The organism is Streptomyces sp. NPDC049915 (genome assembly GCF_040656475.1).
Lineage (GTDB): Bacteria > Actinomycetota > Actinomycetes > Streptomycetales > Streptomycetaceae > Streptomyces.
The window spans coordinates 136,672-151,797 of sequence record NZ_JBFAMH010000015.1 but is presented as its reverse complement, the minus strand read 5'-3'; the positions used below and the strand labels follow the sequence as shown (position 1 = coordinate 151,797).

At 72.7% G+C, this 15,126-nt stretch carries 15 protein-coding genes; 9 read left to right on the top strand and 6 right to left on the bottom strand.

Annotated elements, in window-relative coordinates; genetic code table 11:
• Positions 1-36 precede the first annotated feature (36 nt).
• Together AB0J12_RS25015 and AB0J12_RS25010 are read right to left on the bottom strand one after the other, a co-directional pair.
• Positions 37-2,958: a tetratricopeptide repeat protein gene (locus tag AB0J12_RS25015; RefSeq protein WP_363266617.1), complete on the bottom strand. Its 2,922-nt coding sequence runs from the start codon at positions 2,956-2,958 to the stop codon at positions 37-39.
• Positions 2,955-4,784, bottom strand: a complete 1,830-nt coding sequence (locus tag AB0J12_RS25010) for an HSP90 family protein (RefSeq protein WP_363266616.1) — start codon at positions 4,782-4,784, stop codon at positions 2,955-2,957. Before AB0J12_RS25010 ends, AB0J12_RS25015 begins: the two co-directional genes overlap by 4 nt.
• 226 nt (positions 4,785-5,010) lie before the next feature.
• Here AB0J12_RS25010 and recG point away from each other — a divergent pair, with 226 nt between their 5' ends.
• The 8 genes from recG to mutM all read left to right on the top strand — a co-directional run bounded on the left by recG (position 5,011) and on the right by mutM (position 12,306).
• Complete coding sequence (recG, locus tag AB0J12_RS25005; RefSeq protein ID WP_363266615.1) at positions 5,011-7,224, top strand: ATP-dependent DNA helicase RecG; 2,214 nt, start codon at positions 5,011-5,013, stop codon at positions 7,222-7,224.
• Positions 7,225-7,328: 104 nt separating this feature from the next.
• The gene (gene rsmD / locus AB0J12_RS25000) at positions 7,329-7,916 is read left to right on the top strand and encodes a 16S rRNA (guanine(966)-N(2))-methyltransferase RsmD (RefSeq protein ID WP_363266614.1); all 588 of its coding nucleotides are present in this window, start codon (positions 7,329-7,331) and stop codon (positions 7,914-7,916) included.
• 26 nt (positions 7,917-7,942) lie between these two features.
• Positions 7,943-8,422 carry a pantetheine-phosphate adenylyltransferase gene (gene coaD, locus AB0J12_RS24995; protein ID WP_363266644.1) on the top strand — a complete coding sequence of 160 codons (480 nt, stop codon included), beginning with the start codon at positions 7,943-7,945 and terminating at the stop codon, positions 8,420-8,422.
• A gap of 58 nt (positions 8,423-8,480) precedes the next feature.
• Complete coding sequence (locus AB0J12_RS24990; protein ID WP_363266613.1) at positions 8,481-9,581, top strand: ATP synthase F0 subunit B; 1,101 nt, start codon at positions 8,481-8,483, stop codon at positions 9,579-9,581.
• A gap of 133 nt (positions 9,582-9,714) precedes the next feature.
• The gene (locus AB0J12_RS24985; RefSeq protein ID WP_363266612.1) at positions 9,715-10,362 is read left to right on the top strand and encodes a YceD family protein; all 648 of its coding nucleotides are present in this window, start codon (positions 9,715-9,717) and stop codon (positions 10,360-10,362) included.
• A 2-nt stretch (positions 10,363-10,364) separates the two neighbouring features.
• Positions 10,365-10,538 carry a 50S ribosomal protein L32 gene (rpmF, locus tag AB0J12_RS24980; RefSeq protein WP_003951102.1) on the top strand — a complete coding sequence of 58 codons (174 nt, stop codon included), beginning with the start codon at positions 10,365-10,367 and terminating at the stop codon, positions 10,536-10,538.
• A 19-nt stretch (positions 10,539-10,557) separates the two neighbouring features.
• Positions 10,558-11,355, top strand: a complete 798-nt coding sequence (gene rnc, locus AB0J12_RS24975) for a ribonuclease III (RefSeq protein ID WP_363266643.1) — start codon at positions 10,558-10,560, stop codon at positions 11,353-11,355.
• A gap of 90 nt (positions 11,356-11,445) precedes the next feature.
• On the top strand, positions 11,446-12,306 hold the full coding sequence (mutM, locus tag AB0J12_RS24970) for a bifunctional DNA-formamidopyrimidine glycosylase/DNA-(apurinic or apyrimidinic site) lyase (RefSeq protein ID WP_363266611.1): 861 nt from the start codon (positions 11,446-11,448) through the stop codon (positions 12,304-12,306).
• Here the strand turns inward: mutM and AB0J12_RS24965 are convergent.
• Positions 12,296-12,697: a helix-turn-helix domain-containing protein gene (locus AB0J12_RS24965; protein ID WP_363266610.1), complete on the bottom strand. Its 402-nt coding sequence runs from the start codon at positions 12,695-12,697 to the stop codon at positions 12,296-12,298. The genes mutM and AB0J12_RS24965 overlap by 11 nt on opposite strands.
• Positions 12,698-12,802: 105 nt before the next feature.
• Here AB0J12_RS24965 and AB0J12_RS24960 point away from each other — a divergent pair, with 105 nt between their 5' ends.
• Positions 12,803-13,387: a flavodoxin family protein gene (locus AB0J12_RS24960; protein ID WP_363266609.1), complete on the top strand. Its 585-nt coding sequence runs from the start codon at positions 12,803-12,805 to the stop codon at positions 13,385-13,387.
• A 22-nt stretch (positions 13,388-13,409) separates the two neighbouring features.
• On the opposite strand, the gene AB0J12_RS24955 is transcribed toward AB0J12_RS24960, so the two are convergent.
• The 3 genes from AB0J12_RS24955 to AB0J12_RS24945 all read right to left on the bottom strand — a co-directional run bounded on the left by AB0J12_RS24955 (position 13,410) and on the right by AB0J12_RS24945 (position 14,992).
• Positions 13,410-13,577: a hypothetical protein gene (locus tag AB0J12_RS24955; protein WP_363266608.1), complete on the bottom strand. Its 168-nt coding sequence runs from the start codon at positions 13,575-13,577 to the stop codon at positions 13,410-13,412.
• Positions 13,574-13,768, bottom strand: a complete 195-nt coding sequence (locus AB0J12_RS24950; protein ID WP_363266607.1) for a hypothetical protein — start codon at positions 13,766-13,768, stop codon at positions 13,574-13,576. The genes AB0J12_RS24955 and AB0J12_RS24950 overlap by 4 nt, the downstream gene beginning before the upstream one ends.
• A 72-nt stretch (positions 13,769-13,840) precedes the next feature.
• Positions 13,841-14,992 carry a CAP domain-containing protein gene (locus AB0J12_RS24945; protein WP_363266606.1) on the bottom strand — a complete coding sequence of 384 codons (1,152 nt, stop codon included), beginning with the start codon at positions 14,990-14,992 and terminating at the stop codon, positions 13,841-13,843.
• Between the last annotated feature and the right edge of the window lie 134 nt (positions 14,993-15,126).

Sequence of the window (15,126 nt, the reverse complement as noted above, 5' to 3'; positions counted from 1 at the left end):
ACGGTGAGAGCGTGCTCAGTCCGCCTGAGGGCGCGCTCAGTCCGCCGCCTTCCGCGCCGCCTGCGCCAGCTCTCCCGCCTCCGCTCGGCGGGACGCGACCGTCTCGTCGTCCCCGGAGGCCGTTTCGTACGCCGTGAGGACGGCCCGCGCGCGTGCCTGCGCCGCGTCGGGCCGGCCCAGCTCGGCCGCCAGCCATCCCGCGGCCAGTTCCGCCCCGGTACGGGCATGGACCGCGTCCGGGCCCAGCGAGGCGAAAACGGCGATCGCCTCCTCCAGCTCGGGCAGGGCCTCCTCGAACGCCGCCGAACCGGACCGGGCCAGCAGATCGCCGAACTGGCGGTGCGTGTGGCCCAGTTCCGCGGTGAGCCGGCGCCGGGACTCCTCGTCCCCGCCTGCCGCCGTCAGCGCCGCCGCGCAGTCCTCGACGGCCGCCGACATCAGCTCCCGGGCCGCCGCCAGGCCGTCCTCGGCCCGCAGCGCCAGCCACGCGCGGGCGCGCAGCGAACGGACCAGGCCGTGCACATCGCCCACCGCGCGCCACAGCTCACCGGCCCGCGCGTAGGCCTGCCCGGCCTCCTCGGCCAGGCCCGCCGCCTCCAGGCTCGTCGCGGCCAGATGGGCGAGCGTGGCATGGTCCTGCTGCTCCGGCCAGTGCCGGGCGATGTCTGCCGCCTGCAGGCGACGTTCCGCCGCCGCGCGGTGCTCGCCCAGCTCGCCCAGGCAGTCGCCGAGCCACCACAGGGTCTGCACCACCGCCCCGTCGCCGTGCGTGTGCGCGCTCACGTCGGGCAGCGCCGACTCCAGCACCTCCGCCGCCTCCGCCCACCGGCCCTGCCGGACCAGCAGCCCGCCGAGCTGGTGCCGCGCCCAGGCGCCCAGCGTCGGCCCCTCGCCGGCCTCGTCCGCCCAGTGCGCGGCCTCCAGGGCGTGCTCGGCGGCCTCGCCGACCTCACCGCGCCCGCCGACGACCTCGGCGAGCTGCAGATGCAGCTGGGCCCGCCCGACCGGCGTCAGCTGCGCCCCGCCGTGTTCCAGTGCCGCGCGCAGCGCCCGTTCGGCCTCGGCCAGGTCACCGAGGTGGTGGGCGAGCTGCGCCAGCCGCGCCTCATACTCCACCGCGAACCACGGCACCCCGGCGCCGGTGAACTCCCGTGCCGCCCGCGCGAACAGGTCGGCGGCCGCCTGCGGATCCCCGCCGTGCGCGGCCAGTTCGCCGAGCATCGCCACGGCCTCGGCCTGCCGCGCCGCGAGCCGCACGTCGTCACCGGCGCGGCCCTCGACGAGCGCCAGCACCTCCCGTACGGCCCCCTCGGCGCGTTCGGCGACCGCGGCGTCCACCGGCCCCTCGGCCTCGTGCACCGGCCGCATCAGGATCCGCGCCCGGCTCATCACCACCGACGCGGTCTGCCGCAGCCCGGTGCCGTCCCCGGCGTACAACGCGAGCACCTGCTCGTAGGGCTCCGCGACCGCCGCCAGCGCCGCGTCCGCATCACCGGCGAGCGCGCGCACGTACGCCCCACGCGCGCGTGCCGCGAGCGCCTCACCCTCGTCGCCCGCCCGCGCGTACAGCGCGGCCGCGCGCTCGAACAGTTCGGCGCCCTCCTCGCCCCGGCCCATCGCCTCGTGGTCGAGGAGTTCCGCCCGGTCGTACGGCGCCAGCTCGGCGCCCTGCGCGGCCCGCCGTACAGCCGCCCACGCCTCGAGCGCGTCCGGCTGCAGCGTGTCCGACAGCCGCCGCGCCCGTGCCAGCAGCGCCGGGAGGTCCCCGTCGGACACCGGCGGCCCGGAGACCGGCGCGGCCACGGGCCCGGTCACCGGCGGCGACGCGGTGGCCGCGGCCGTCCGCACCGACCGCACCCCCAGCGGCAGCCGCTCCACCAGCGGCCGCTGCGCCATCCGCGCGCGGGACTGCTCACTCAGGTACGCCGTGCCGTTGCGCCGGTCGAAGGCCGCCGCCAGCGCCAGCGCCTCGCCACGCGCGTGTGCCGCGAGGCCGCCGGCCGTCCACGCCTGTCCCGCGGGCCCCGGCACCCGCTCTTCGGCCAGACCGAGCTCCACCAGGCGGTCCATGAGCAGCACGACCGCCTCCAGGAAGCTCAGCCGGCTGCGCGGCTGCCCGTCGTCGGTGAAGTACGCCGGCCGCTCGGCGAGCAGCTCCAGCGCGCGTGCCTCGTTGCCGCTCAGCGCGCAGAACTCCACGTGGTCCGCGAACGCACCCCGCATGCTCTCCATCGCCCGCACCAGGCGCAGCCCCCGCAGATGGTGGGCGCGCGCCTCGTCCACCCGGCCCAGCCGCAGCAGCGGCGTCAGCGAGGAGGCGAGGACGGCGTGCGGCTCGTGCGCACAGGTGAACTCGCCCTCCAGAACCGGCCGCCACACCTCGATCGCCTCGGCGTACCGCCCCCGCCGCTGAAGCCACCCGCCCTGCTGGTGCAGTTCGCAGGCATGGCAGTCGGCCATCTCGTCCCGGTCGGCGGCCAGCCATCCGGCGTACGCCCGCTCGGCCCGCGCGAGGTCCCCCACATGGGCGGCGACGGCGAACTCCGCGCTGCGCACCGCCCGTTCCGAGTACCCGGCGAGCCGGTAGCGGTGCTCCATCTCACCGAGCCACTTCTCGATGGACGCCAGCGGGATGTGCGGCTGGTCGAGCATGCCGGCCGACACCCACTTGAACACCCAGTGCAGCGAGTGCACCTCGTACGCGTCGAAGTCCTCCGGCCGTTCGTCCCACAGGCGCAGCAGCCGCGCGAACGGGACGAACATCTTCGCCTTCTCGGAGCTGTAGTTGTAGACCTTCAGCTGGTGCCCGAGCGCCTCGATCACGGCGAGCGGGATGTCCAGCTTCTCCGCCTCGGCGAGCAGCTGCTCCGCACGCGCGTTGCGCGCCGGCCCCTCCGGTTGCTCGGAGTTCTCCGCCATCGCGCGGCGCAACGCGTCGAAGTCCGTGATCTCGCTCATCGCTGTTCGCCCTCCCCGTGCGTCGCCCACTCCAGCAGTGAGATGAAGGCGCGGTTCAGCAGCGCCGAGTCGGCGGGCCTGAGCGGCCGCTGCGCCATCAGCAGCGCCTGCCCGTACAGCGACTCCGTGGCGGTGCCGATCAGCTCCGGATCACCGAGCGCGCTGATCCGGCGGACCAGCGGATTGAGGTGGTTGAGCACCAGACGCGCGCGGGGCGCGCTGCCGCGCAGCGAGCCGAGAATGCCCGCCCACAACTCGTCCGCCTGCTCCTCCGCCTCGGCGCGCGCCTGCTCGTGCCGTGCCGCCCGGTCGTCCAGGTGCAGCGCGGGCACCGACAGCGGGTGGAAGGCCCGCAGCACGACATCGCAGCCGAGCGGGTCCAGCTTGGCCCGCGCGGCCGCCAGGAAGCCCGCCAGGGCCAGCTCCACGTCCGCGTCGACACCGTCCAGGTGCGCGGTGACGGTGTCCGCGTCCAGCTCGGCGACCACCGTGCCGGGCCGCACCGACGGCAGCGCCTCGACCAGTTCGCTGTCGTAGGTGTAGCCGCCGTTGACGACACCGACGCCCTGCGCGGAGGCGATCGGCGCGACCTGCCGGTACTCCTCCACCGTCCGCGTGAAGTGCACCACCGGGTGCCGCTGCGCGAACTCCTCCAGCGACAGCCGGCCGTCCGTCGTCTCGAACGGCAGCCACGGCAGCATCGTGCGCAGCATCTCCGCGTCGTGCCGCGCGAGCGACTTCACCCCCAGGTGGTGCACCGACAGGAACGCCGCGAGCCGCTCCGGGTCACCGGCCGCGAGCGACGTCAGCCAGGACCGGATCCGCTCCCCGAGCGCCTCCCGCACGGCCGCCAGCGTCTCGTCCTCGTACAGCGACTCGCGCGAGGCGGTGGGCCGCAGACTGTCGGTGTCCAGCACACAGCGCACGAAGAACGCCCAGTCGGGCAGCAGCTGTTCGGCCCGCTCGGTCAGCAGCATGCCCTTCAGATGCACCCGGTGCCCCGCCCGCTGCGCCGGGCTCACCGCCTGTGGCAGCACGTACGCCACCCCGCGGATGCCGGCCACCGGCACGTCCAGGTCGATGGAGTCCAGCGGCGTGAACCCGAACAGCCCGTGGCAGTGCCGGGCCAGCGCCACCCGGCGCGTCGCGGGACTCGGATAGGAGCGGTCCCACGGCGCGGGCAGGTCCGTGACGGCCTCCTCGCCGACCCGTACGTCGTACGGCAGCAGTGAGCCGAAGTCCCGCGCCAGCGTCAGCACCCGCTCGGGCGTGAGCCACTCGGCGGCCCCGGGGCGCGCGGTGAGGTACACGGTCGTACCGGCCTCGGGCCGCTCCCGCACCGGCAGCGTCCGCACGGTGTACGAGCCGTCGTCGCGCGCCGTCCACTCCACCGGCGGCGCGTCGGGCGTACGGGCGCTGCGGCTGACCACCCGGATCCGCTCGGCGACGACGAAACAGGCGAGCAGTCCGATGCCGAACTGCCCGAGGAAGTCCGAGCGTGCCTCGCGCAACCCGTCCGACCGCTTGGAGCTGCGCCCGATGGTCGCCAGCAGGGTGTGCACGTCCGCCTCGGTGAGCCCGATCCCGGAGTCCTCCACGCGCAGGGCGCCGTCCTCGGCGTACAGCCGCACCCGGGCGGGAGCGCCGGGCTCCTCGGCGCGGCGGGCGGTGACGGCGTCGACGGCGTTCTGCAGCAGCTCGCGCAGATAGACCTTCGGACTGGAGTAGAGGTGATGGGAGAGCAGGTCGACCAGACCACGCAGGTCGACCTGGAACGAATGAGGTGTCTGAGGTGACTGGGATGACTGTGAGGTCTGCGAGTCCATCGTCACAGCGCCGCTGGTGGGGGAGGGCCGAGGGCGCGGGGTCGGGCGGTCCCGGTGGGGCGGGGATCCGCGGGGGATGGCCGGAGCGCGTCATCCTACGGCTCGAACGAACGTCCTGACCAGGGATTTCCGAAGACGTACCCAAGCCTTGAACCGCCCGGCCGGCCGCACGGCGTGGGCGCCGGGTCACCGCACGTCTTCGGCATTGTCAGTGCCGTGGTGTGCAATGGATCTCGTGCCCGCACTGCGAGAACCACTGCAACAACCGCTGAAGTCGGTGCTCGGCCCCGCCACCGCGAAGGTGATGGCCGAGCACCTCGGCCTGCACACCGTCGGCGACCTCCTCCACCACTACCCGCGCAGATACGAGGAGCGGGGCCAGCTCACCCACCTCGCCGACCTCCCCATGGACGAGCACGTCACGGTGGTCGCCCAGGTCGCCGACGCCCGCCTGCACACCTTCGCCTCCTCCCGGGCCCCGCGCGGCAAGGGCCAGCGACTGGAGGTGACCATCACCGACGGCAGCGGCCGGCTCCAGCTGGTCTTCTTCGGCGCCGGCGTGCACAAGCCGCACAAGGAGCTGCTCCCGGGCACCCGCGCGATGTTCGCCGGCAAGGTCTCCGTCTTCAACCGCCGCCTCCAACTCGCGCACCCGGCCTACGAGTTGCTGCGCGGCGACGGCGAGGAGAGCGTCGAGACGTGGGCGGGCGCGCTCATCCCCCTCTACCCGGCCACCGCGAAACTGGAGTCCTGGAAGATCGGCAAGGCGGTCCAGACGGTCCTGCCCAGCGCCCAGGAGGCCGTCGACCCCCTCCCGGACAGCCTGCGCGAGGGCCGGGGCCTGGTCTCCCTGCCCGAGGCCCTGCTGAAGATCCACCGCCCGCACACCAAGGCCGACATCGACGACGCCCGCGCCCGCCTGAAGTGGGACGAGGCCTTCGTCCTCCAGGTTGCCCTCGCCCGCCGCCGCCACGCCGACGCCCAGCTCCCGGCGGTGGCCCGCCGCCCCGAGCCGGACGGCATCCTCGCCGCCTTCGACGCCCGCCTGCCCTTCACCCTCACCGAGGGCCAGCGCAAGGTCTCCCAGGAGATCTTCGACGACCTGGCCACGGAACACCCGATGCACCGCCTCCTCCAGGGCGAGGTCGGGTCGGGCAAGACGCTGGTCGCCCTGCGCGCCATGCTCGCCGTCGTCGACGCCGGTGGGCAGGCGGCCATGCTCGCGCCCACCGAGGTGCTCGCCCAGCAGCACCACCGGTCGGTCACCGAGATGATGGGGGAGCTGGCCGAGGGCGGCATGCTGGGCGGCGCCGAGCGCTCCACCAAGGTCGTCCTGCTCACCGGCTCCATGGGTGCCGCCGCCCGCCGCCAGGCGCTGCTCGACCTCGTCACCGGCGAGGCCGGCATCGTGATCGGCACGCACGCGCTGATCGAGGACAAGGTGCAGTTCCACGACCTCGGCCTGGTCGTCGTCGACGAACAGCACCGCTTCGGCGTCGAGCAGCGCGACGCCCTGCGCGGCAAGGGCAAACAGCCCCCGCATCTGCTCGTCATGACCGCCACCCCCATCCCGCGCACGGTGGCCATGACCGTCTTCGGCGACCTGGAGACCTCCGTCCTGGACCAGCTCCCGGCCGGCCGTTCACCCATCGCCAGCCACGTCGTCCCCGCCGCGGACAAACCGCACTTCCTGGCCCGCGCCTGGGAGCGGGTGCGCGAGGAGGTCGAGAACGGCCACCAGGCCTACGTCGTCTGCCCGAGGATCGGCGACGAGGAGGAGGGCACCAAGAAGGCGAAGAAGTCCGCCGAGGACGACGCGGAGAAACGCCCGCCGCTCGCCGTCCTCGACGTCGCCGAGCAGCTCGCCCGCGGCCCGCTGAACGGCCTGAAGGTCGAGGTGCTGCACGGCCGCATGCACCCCGACGACAAGGACGCCGTCATGCGCCGCTTCGCCGCCGGCGAGAGCGACGTCCTGGTCGCCACGACCGTCATCGAGGTCGGCGTCAACGTCCCCAACGCCACCGCGATGGTGATCATGGACGCCGACCGCTTCGGCGTCTCCCAGCTGCACCAGCTGCGCGGCCGGGTCGGCCGGGGCGCGGCCCCCGGGCTGTGCCTGCTGGTCACCGAGATGCCGGAGGCCAGCCCTGCCCGCCAGCGCCTGAACGCGGTCGCCGCCACCCTCGACGGCTTCGAACTGTCCCGTATCGACCTCGAGCAGCGCCGCGAGGGCGACGTCCTCGGCCAGGCCCAGTCCGGCGCCCGCTCCTCCCTGCGGGTCCTCGCGGTGATCGAGGACGAGGAGATCATCGCGGAGGCGAGGGAGGAGGCGGCCAAGGTGGTCGCGGACGACCCGGAGCTGGAGCGGCTCCCGGGCCTGCGCACGGCGCTGGACGCCCTGGTGGACGAGGAAAGGGAGCAGTACCTGGAAAAGGGGTGACCAAGGCTGAACCAGGAGCCCGGGGAACTGCCGACCCAGGGGCGCGGAGAACTGCGCGACCAGCCACACTGATACGCGAAGCCGCTCACGACCGAGGACCGAAGATGACCCGCGTAATCGCCGGTGCAGCCGGCGGCCGCCGCCTGGCCGTCCCGCCAGGCACCGGAACCCGCCCCACCTCCGATCGAGCACGCGAAGGTCTCTTCTCGACCTGGCAGTCCCTCCTCGGCGGCCCCCTGGACGGCGAACGCGTCCTCGACCTCTACGCCGGCTCCGGCGCCGTCGGCCTGGAGGCCCTCTCCCGGGGCGCGGGCCACACCCTGCTGGTCGAGGCCGACGCACGGGCCGCGAGAACCGTGCGCGACAACGTGCGGAACCTCGGCCTCCCCGGCGCCGAGGTCCGGCACGGCAAGGCGGAACAGGTCATCCGCACCCAGCCGCCCACCGCGCCGTACGACATCGTCTTCCTCGACCCCCCGTACGCCGTCACGGACGACGATCTTCGGGAGATCCTGCTCACACTCCGCTCGGAAAGCTGGCTCGCTGAGCAAGCGCTCGTCACCGTGGAGCGCAGCACCAGAGGCGGGGAGTTCCGGTGGCCGGACGGTTTCGAAGCGCTCCGGGCCCGGCGCTACGGCGAGGGAACGTTTTGGTACGGTCGCGCCGCCTCTACGTGCGAAGACGCACGATGACCGGACCGGAGAGCGAGGGATCACAAGTGCGCCGCGCCGTCTGTCCCGGGTCGTTCGACCCGATCACCAACGGACATCTCGACATCATCGCCCGCGCCTCCCGTCTGTACGACGAGGTGTACGTCGCGGTGATGATCAACCAGTCCAAGAAGGGCCTGTTCGAGATCGACGAGCGGATCGAGCTGATCCGTACCGTCACCGCCGAGTACGGGAACGTACGGGTCGAGGCCTTCCACGGCCTCCTCGTCGACTTCTGCAAGGAGCGCGACATCCCGGCCATCGTCAAGGGCCTGCGCGCTGTCAGCGACTTCGACTACGAGCTGCAGATGGCCCAGATGAACAACGGCCTGACCGGCGTCGAGACCCTCTTCGTGCCCACCAACCCCACCTACAGCTTCCTGTCGTCCTCCTTGGTCAAGGAGGTCGCACAGTGGGGCGGCGACGTCTCCCACCTCGTCCCGGCACCCGTGCTGGAGGCGCTCAACACGCGGCTGCGTCAAGGCTGAACGGGCTACAGTCGTCCCGTCCGTCTCCATCACATCCGTAGAGAGTGGCGAGCACACGGTGGACGTGCAGAAAAAGCTCGACGAGATCGTCTCGGCGGTCTCCGGTGCCCGGTCGATGCCCATGTCGGCCTCGTGCGTGGTCAACCGCGCCGACCTGCTGTCGATGCTGGAGGAGCTGCGCGCGGCCCTGCCCGACTCCCTCGCCCAGGCCCGGGAGCTGATCGGCGACCGGGAGCAGATGGTCGAACAGGCGCGGCAGGAGGCCGAGCGGATCATCGCCGGCGCCCACGCCGAGCGCGGCTCGCTGATCTCGGACACCGAGGTCGCCCGCCGTTCCCAGGCCGAGGCCGACCGGATCCTCGCCGAGGCCCGCAAGGAGGCCGAGGAGATCCGCGCCGAGGCGGACGACTACGTGGACTCCAAGCTCGCCAACTTCGAGGTCGTCCTCACCAAGACCCTCGGCTCGGTCGGCCGCGGCCGCGAGAAGCTCCTCGGCACCGGTCCCGGCCTCGACGCGGACGGCTACGAGGACGAGGACGCCCCGCAGCGCAGCCACGACCCCGAGATCCTGCGCCGCGACGCCGACGCCTACGTCGACGCCAAGCTCGGCGCCTTCGAGGCGGTCCTGGCCAAGACCCTGGAGGCGGTCGGCCGCGGCCGGCAGAAGCTGCACGGCCGGATCGCCAGCGACGACCTCGGCGCCCTCGACACCAGCACCGTCCAGCACTCCAGCGACGCCGACTACCTCGCCGACCTCACCGCGCTCGCCGAGCAGGACGCCCAGGCCCCGCCGGCGCAGCAGCCCTCGCACCAGCCCCAGCAGTCGCCCGAGCCCCAGTACGCCGCGTACGCGCAGCAACCCGATCCCTACGCCGGCTACCCGCAGCAGTACGCCCAGCAGCAGGATCAGCAGTACGCCCAGCAGGACGCCTACGGCTACCAGCAGGCCGACCCGTACGGCTACGGCGGCTACGACACCGGTCAGCAGCCCGTCTACGACCCGCAGCAGGCCCAGCACCCGCAGCACTCGCAGCAGCCCCAGCAGCCCCAGGACGGCGGACCGCAGCAGTCGTACGCCCTCGACGAGACCAGCCTCTTCGACACCGGCATGATCAGCGCGGAGCAGCTCAGGGCCTACGAGCAGGGCCGCGGCCTGTAGCATCCGGCCCGGATTGGGCCGAGAGCGAAAGGTCCAGTATCCTGGCTCTTCGGTCGCGAGTACGTCCGCGATCAGCGCTGCCCGGAGCTTCCGCGGCGGTGTCACCCCCTGAGCTGGAAGACCGAAAGCAGGAATGGCTCACAACGCCCGCCTCGACCACCGCAACCCCCTCGTGTTCGACACGCACGAGCTGGGCCGGCGGCCAGGCGCGCTGCAGCGCCTGACTCGCACGGTCCCCACTCCCCGGGACTTCGGTCTGGTGGGAGTCATCGGAGTGCCGGAAGGCGCCCCGATGGAGCTCGAACTCCGCCTGGAATCGGTCATGGAAGGTGTGCTTGTCACAGGCACCGCCCGTGCGACCGCGAAGGGGGAGTGCGTAAGGTGTCTGGAGCCGCTTCAGCTCGATGTCGAAGCGGACTTCCAGGAGATGTTCTCGTACCCTGACGCCGACGACCGGGGCCGTGTCCAGCACACGGAACCGGGCGACGACGCCGAGGACGACGAGGACAGGCTCTTCCTCGAGGACGGACTCTTCGACCTCGAAGCTGTGCTGCGTGATGCGGTGGTGCTCGCACTGCCGATGCAGCCGGTGTGCCAGGAAGACTGCCCCGGTCTGTGCCCCCAGTGCGGGGCGCGGCTCGCGGACGACCCGGACCACCACCACGACGCCGTCGACATTCGTTGGGCGGCTTTGCAGGGATTCGCCGGCTCACTTCGGGACGGCGACAAGGACGACACGAGCGGCGCCGAAGCGGGCGTCGACGAGAAGCAGGAGAAGTAGCCGTGGCTGTTCCGAAGCGGAAGATGTCGCGCAGCAACACGCGCCACCGCCGGTCGCAGTGGAAGGCTGCGGTCCCCACCCTGGTCGCGTGCGAGCGCTGCCACGAGCCCAAGCAGCAGCACATCGCGTGCCCGTCGTGCGGCACCTACAACAAGCGCCAGGTCCTCGAGGTCTGAGCGGCTGGTGAGAGGCACTGTGTCCACGCCCAAGAAGCAGTCGGCGGACAACCAGGCCTCGTCCCACACGCTTCTGGAAGGGCGGCTCGGCTACCAGCTCGAGTCCGCCCTTCTGGTGCGAGCGCTGACGCACCGCTCCTACGCGTACGAGAACGGCGGTCTGCCGACGAACGAGCGCCTGGAGTTCCTCGGGGACTCCGTACTCGGTCTCGTCGTCACCGACACGCTGTACCGCACCCACCCCGACCTGCCCGAAGGCCAGCTGGCCAAGCTGCGGGCCGCGGTGGTCAACTCACGTGCGCTGGCAGAAGTGGGGCGCTCGCTCGACCTGGGTTCCTTCATCCGGCTCGGCCGCGGTGAAGAGGGCACGGGCGGCCGGGACAAGGCATCCATCCTCGCCGACACCCTGGAAGCGGTGATCGGCGCGGTCTATCTCGACCAGGGCCTCGAAGCGGCCTCCGAACTGGTGCACCGCCTGTTCGACCCGCTGATCGAGAAGTCCTCCAATCTCGGCGCCGGCCTGGACTGGAAGACGTCCCTCCAGGAGCTGACCGCGACCGAGGGGCTCGGTGTTCCCGAGTACCTGGTCACGGAGACCGGCCCCGATCACGAGAAGACCTTCACTGCTGCCGCCCGCGTCGGAGGCGTCTCGTACGGCACCGGCACCGGCCGCAGCAAGAAGGAGGCGGAGCAGCAGGCCGCCGAGTCCGCGTGGCGTGCCATCCGCGCCGCCGCGGACGAGCGCGCCAAGGCGGCCAAGGCGGCCGAGGCGGCGAAGGCCGCCGAGACCGCCGACGAGGCGTCGGCCTCCGCCTGATCCGACAAGCGACCGAGCGCCCGCCCCGACACCGGGGCGGGCGCTCGATCCGTACCGTGTGACGCCGTACCGCGTGACGGGGGGAGCCCCATGCCCGAGTTGCCCGAGGTCGAGGTCGTACGGCGCGGCCTGGAGCGGTGGGTCGCCCACCGCACCGTCGCCGACGCCGAGGTGCTGCACCCGCGCGCGGTACGCCGCCACCCGGCGGGCGCCGACGACTTCGCCCACCGGCTCGAGGGGCACCGCATCGGCGTGCCCAGCCGGCGCGGCAAGTACCTGTGGCTGCCGCTGGAGGACACCGGGCAGGCGATCCTCGCCCACCTCGGGATGAGCGGCCAGCTGCTGGTGCAGCCGCACGCCGCGCCCGACGAGAAGCATCTGCGCATCCGGGTCCGCTTCACCGACGTCCAGGGCACCGAGCTGCGCTTCGTCGACCAGCGCACGTTCGGCGGGCTCTCGCTGCACGAGACGACCGACGACGGGCTGCCGGACGTCATCGGGCACATCGCCCGCGACCCGCTGGACCCGCTCTTCGACGACGAGGCGTTCCACCAGGCGCTGCGCCGCAAGCGCACCACCATCAAGCGGGCCCTGCTCGACCAGTCGCTGATCAGCGGGGTCGGCAACATCTACGCCGACGAGGCGCTGTGGCGCGCCCGCATCCACTACGAGCGCCCGACGGCCGGCTTCACCCGGCCACGCACCGCCGACCTCCTCGGCCACATCCGCGACGTGATGAACGAGGCCCTCGCCGTCGGCGGCACCAGCTTCGACAGCCTGTACGTCAACGTCAACGGCGAGTCCGGCTACTTCGACCGATCCCTGGACGCGTACGGCCGTGAGGGGCTGCCGTGCAAGCGGTGCGGCACGCCGATGCGCCGCCGCCCCTGGATGAACCGCTCCAGCTACTTCTGCCCCAAGTGCCAGCGGGCGCCGCGCGTCACGCCGTAGCGCGGGTCTCGTCGTACCGCTCGCGGGCGGCCAGGACGTCGTCCATGCTGCCCTCGACGAAGTGGATGAGGCTCAGCAGCCGCTCGGCGACCTGATGGCCCAGCGCCGTCAGCTCGTAGTCCACGCGGGGCGGGTTCGTGGGCTGGGCCTCACGGTGCACCAGCCCGTCGCGCTCCAGCGCGTGCAGCGTCTGGGACAGCATCTTCTCGCTCACCCCGTCCACGCGGCGGCGCAGCTCGTTGAAGCGCAGCGGACCCTCCTGCAGCGCGCCGAGCGTGAGCGCGCCCCAGCGTCCGGTGACGTGTTCCAGCGTGCCCCGCGACGGGCAGGCCTTGGCGAACACGTTGTACGGCAGGTCCTGGTCGGGCGTGCGCTGATCGGTACCGGTCATGGCTCAAGCGTACTCGAACGCAGCGCTTTCTGCTGGGTTGCACTAACCATAAGTTAGTGCTTTTCTTTCTTCACCGCTTACGAACTGCCCTAACGAGGAGTACGCATGACCACCCCTGTTGTCGCCATCGCCTACCACTCCGGTTTCGGTCACACCGCCGTCCTCGCCGAGGCCGTGCGCGCAGGCGCCGCCGACGCCGGTGCCGAGGTCCACCTGATCAAGGTCGACGAGATCACCGACGGGCAGTGGGAGCTGCTGGACCGCGCCGACGCGATCGTCTTCGGCTCGCCGACCTACATGGGCACCGCGTCCGGCGCCTTCCATGTCTTCGCCGAGGCCACGTCCAAGCGCTGGGCCACCCAGGCGTGGACGGACAAGCTGGCGGCCGGCTTCACCAACTCCGCCTCCAAGAGCGGCGACAAGCTGCACACCCTGCAGTTCTTCCAGACCCTCGCCGCACAGCTCGGCATGCACTGGGTCAACCTGGGCCTGCTGCCCGGCTGGAACACGAGCACGGCCTCGGAGAACGACCTCAACCGCCTCGGCTTCTTCTCCGGCGCCGCCGCCCAGACCAACGCCGACGAGGGCCCCGAGGCCGTCCACAAGGCCGACATCGCCACGGCGGAACACCTGGGCCGCCGCGTGACGGAAACGGCGCGGGTGTTCCTGCGGGGCCTGGCGGCGGCCTGACCTGACGGCGGCGCGGCGGCCGCTACTTGGCGAGCGCCCCGATCAAGGCCCACATCGCCCATATGGCGAGGGCGGTGACCGCCACGAACGCGACCACCCCCGCCACACAGCCGTAACCGAGGGCGGTCGCCGCCCAGGCCCGGCGCACGGCGCGCCGGTACTCGGCGTCGTCGTCCCAACGCTGCGTCACGCCGGCCCCGCGATGCCGTCGTCGCCGGCCCAGTCCTGCGGGAGGAGCGGCGCGGGGATCAGGGCGACGACGGCGATGTGCGCGAGGCCGGCCAGGCCGTCCAGTAGAGGAGCAGGTGCGTCAGCGCGCACCGCGCTCGTCCGGCGCAGTACCCGCCCCACCCGGCGGCCCGTCTCCGGTTGTGTCGACACAAGCACCCCCTATGTTTCGAACGCGTTCAACTCAGCATCGCGTTCGCTCCACAGGGGGCGCCGTGCGTCGGTTCAGAAGCCGAAGTCCTGGGTCCACCAAGGGCCGCCCGCGCCGAAGTGGACGCCGACGCCGAGGGTCTTGAAGTCCGGGTTGAGGATGTTCGCGCGGTGGCCCGGGCTGTCCATCCAGGCCGCCACCACCGCCGCCGGGTCGGCCTGGCCGCGGGCTATGTTCTCGCCGCCCAGGCCCGTTATGCCGGCCTTCGCGGCACGGTCCCAGGGGGTGTGCCCGTCGGGGTCGGTGTGATCGAAGAAGCCGCGCGCGGCCATGTCGTCGCTGAAGTTCTCCGCGAGGCCCGTCAGCGCGCTGTTCGCCGCCAGCGGGGCGAGGCCGGCCTTCGCCCGCTCCTCGTTGACCAGCCGCAGGACCTCCGCCTCGGCCTGCGCCTGCGCCGGCACGGTGACCGGCGGTGCGCTGGTCCGCTCCGGCGCCTTCGTGGGGGCAGCCTTGCGCGAGGGGGTGGTCGTGTGCGGCGCTGCCGACGGTTTCTTCGACGCGGTCTTCGACGGCGTGGGCGTGGGGGAGGGCGACGCCGTGGACGGGGACGCCGACGGCGAGGGGGAGACCGATGCCGGTGCCGACGTCGACGCCGAAGCGGACGCCGACGCCGGTGCCGACGTCGAACGGCCGGGGGTCCGGCCGGTGACCGGGCCGCTCCTGTCGCCGGCCTCGGCGCTGCCGGAGGTACCGCCCTGCTCGCTGGGCGAGTTCGTCGGCGCGTCCGCGGCCTGCACCCCGCCGTCCCCGCCGGCGCTGCCACCGAGCCGGTAGTTGTGCAGCCCCGGCACCACACCGGAGGCCACGGCGACCGTACCGATGGCCACCGCGCCCGCGACGCCCAGCAGGCCCGTGCGCACCGGCGTCACGGCCCGCCTGCGTCGCCGCCGGCCGCCCCCGCGCGGTGCGCCCGCGTCGGGCGCGAAGCCCGTCCTGGGCCCGCCGCGGGAGCTGTCGTCGGTGGCGAACAAATAGGCCTGGCTCTTCGCCACGGCCTCCGCGTACGCCTCCGGGTTCAGATAGGGCGCGATGCCCATCGGGGCGGTGTCGCCTCCGGCCGAGTCCCCCGGGGTGCGGTGCTCCGCGTAGGAGCCCTCCCGCTGCGTGGCCCCCGTGGCGCGGCCCTTGGCGGCGCGGCCGGCGGCGGAGCGTCGGTGGCGTCCCATGTCCTGGCCTTCCTCGTCCTGGCGGTCGGCCCGCCCAGCGGATCACGGGGGTCCCCTCACCCCCGGCAGCCGACCAGACTCACCCCATCGGGTGAGTTTCATATGAGATGCATTGGGTCGGGACGGTACCCCAT

Bases quoted from the DNA above. Each gene is read 5' to 3' on its own strand.
- AB0J12_RS25015 (WP_363266617.1), bottom strand. From the start codon at position 2,958: ATGAGCGAGATCACGGACTTCGACGCGTTGCGCCGCGCGATGGCGGAG.
- AB0J12_RS25010 (WP_363266616.1), bottom strand. From the start codon at position 4,784: ATGGACTCGCAGACCTCACAGTCATCCCAGTCACCTCAGACACCTCAT.
- recG (WP_363266615.1), top strand. From the start codon at position 5,011: ATGGATCTCGTGCCCGCACTGCGAGAACCACTGCAACAACCGCTGAAG.
- rsmD (WP_363266614.1), top strand. From the start codon at position 7,329: ATGACCCGCGTAATCGCCGGTGCAGCCGGCGGCCGCCGCCTGGCCGTC.
- AB0J12_RS24985 (WP_363266612.1), top strand. From the start codon at position 9,715: ATGGCTCACAACGCCCGCCTCGACCACCGCAACCCCCTCGTGTTCGAC.
- mutM (WP_363266611.1), top strand. From the start codon at position 11,446: ATGCCCGAGTTGCCCGAGGTCGAGGTCGTACGGCGCGGCCTGGAGCGG.
- AB0J12_RS24965 (WP_363266610.1), bottom strand. From the start codon at position 12,697: ATGACCGGTACCGATCAGCGCACGCCCGACCAGGACCTGCCGTACAAC.
- AB0J12_RS24960 (WP_363266609.1), top strand. From the start codon at position 12,803: ATGACCACCCCTGTTGTCGCCATCGCCTACCACTCCGGTTTCGGTCAC.
- AB0J12_RS24945 (WP_363266606.1), bottom strand. From the start codon at position 14,992: ATGGGACGCCACCGACGCTCCGCCGCCGGCCGCGCCGCCAAGGGCCGC.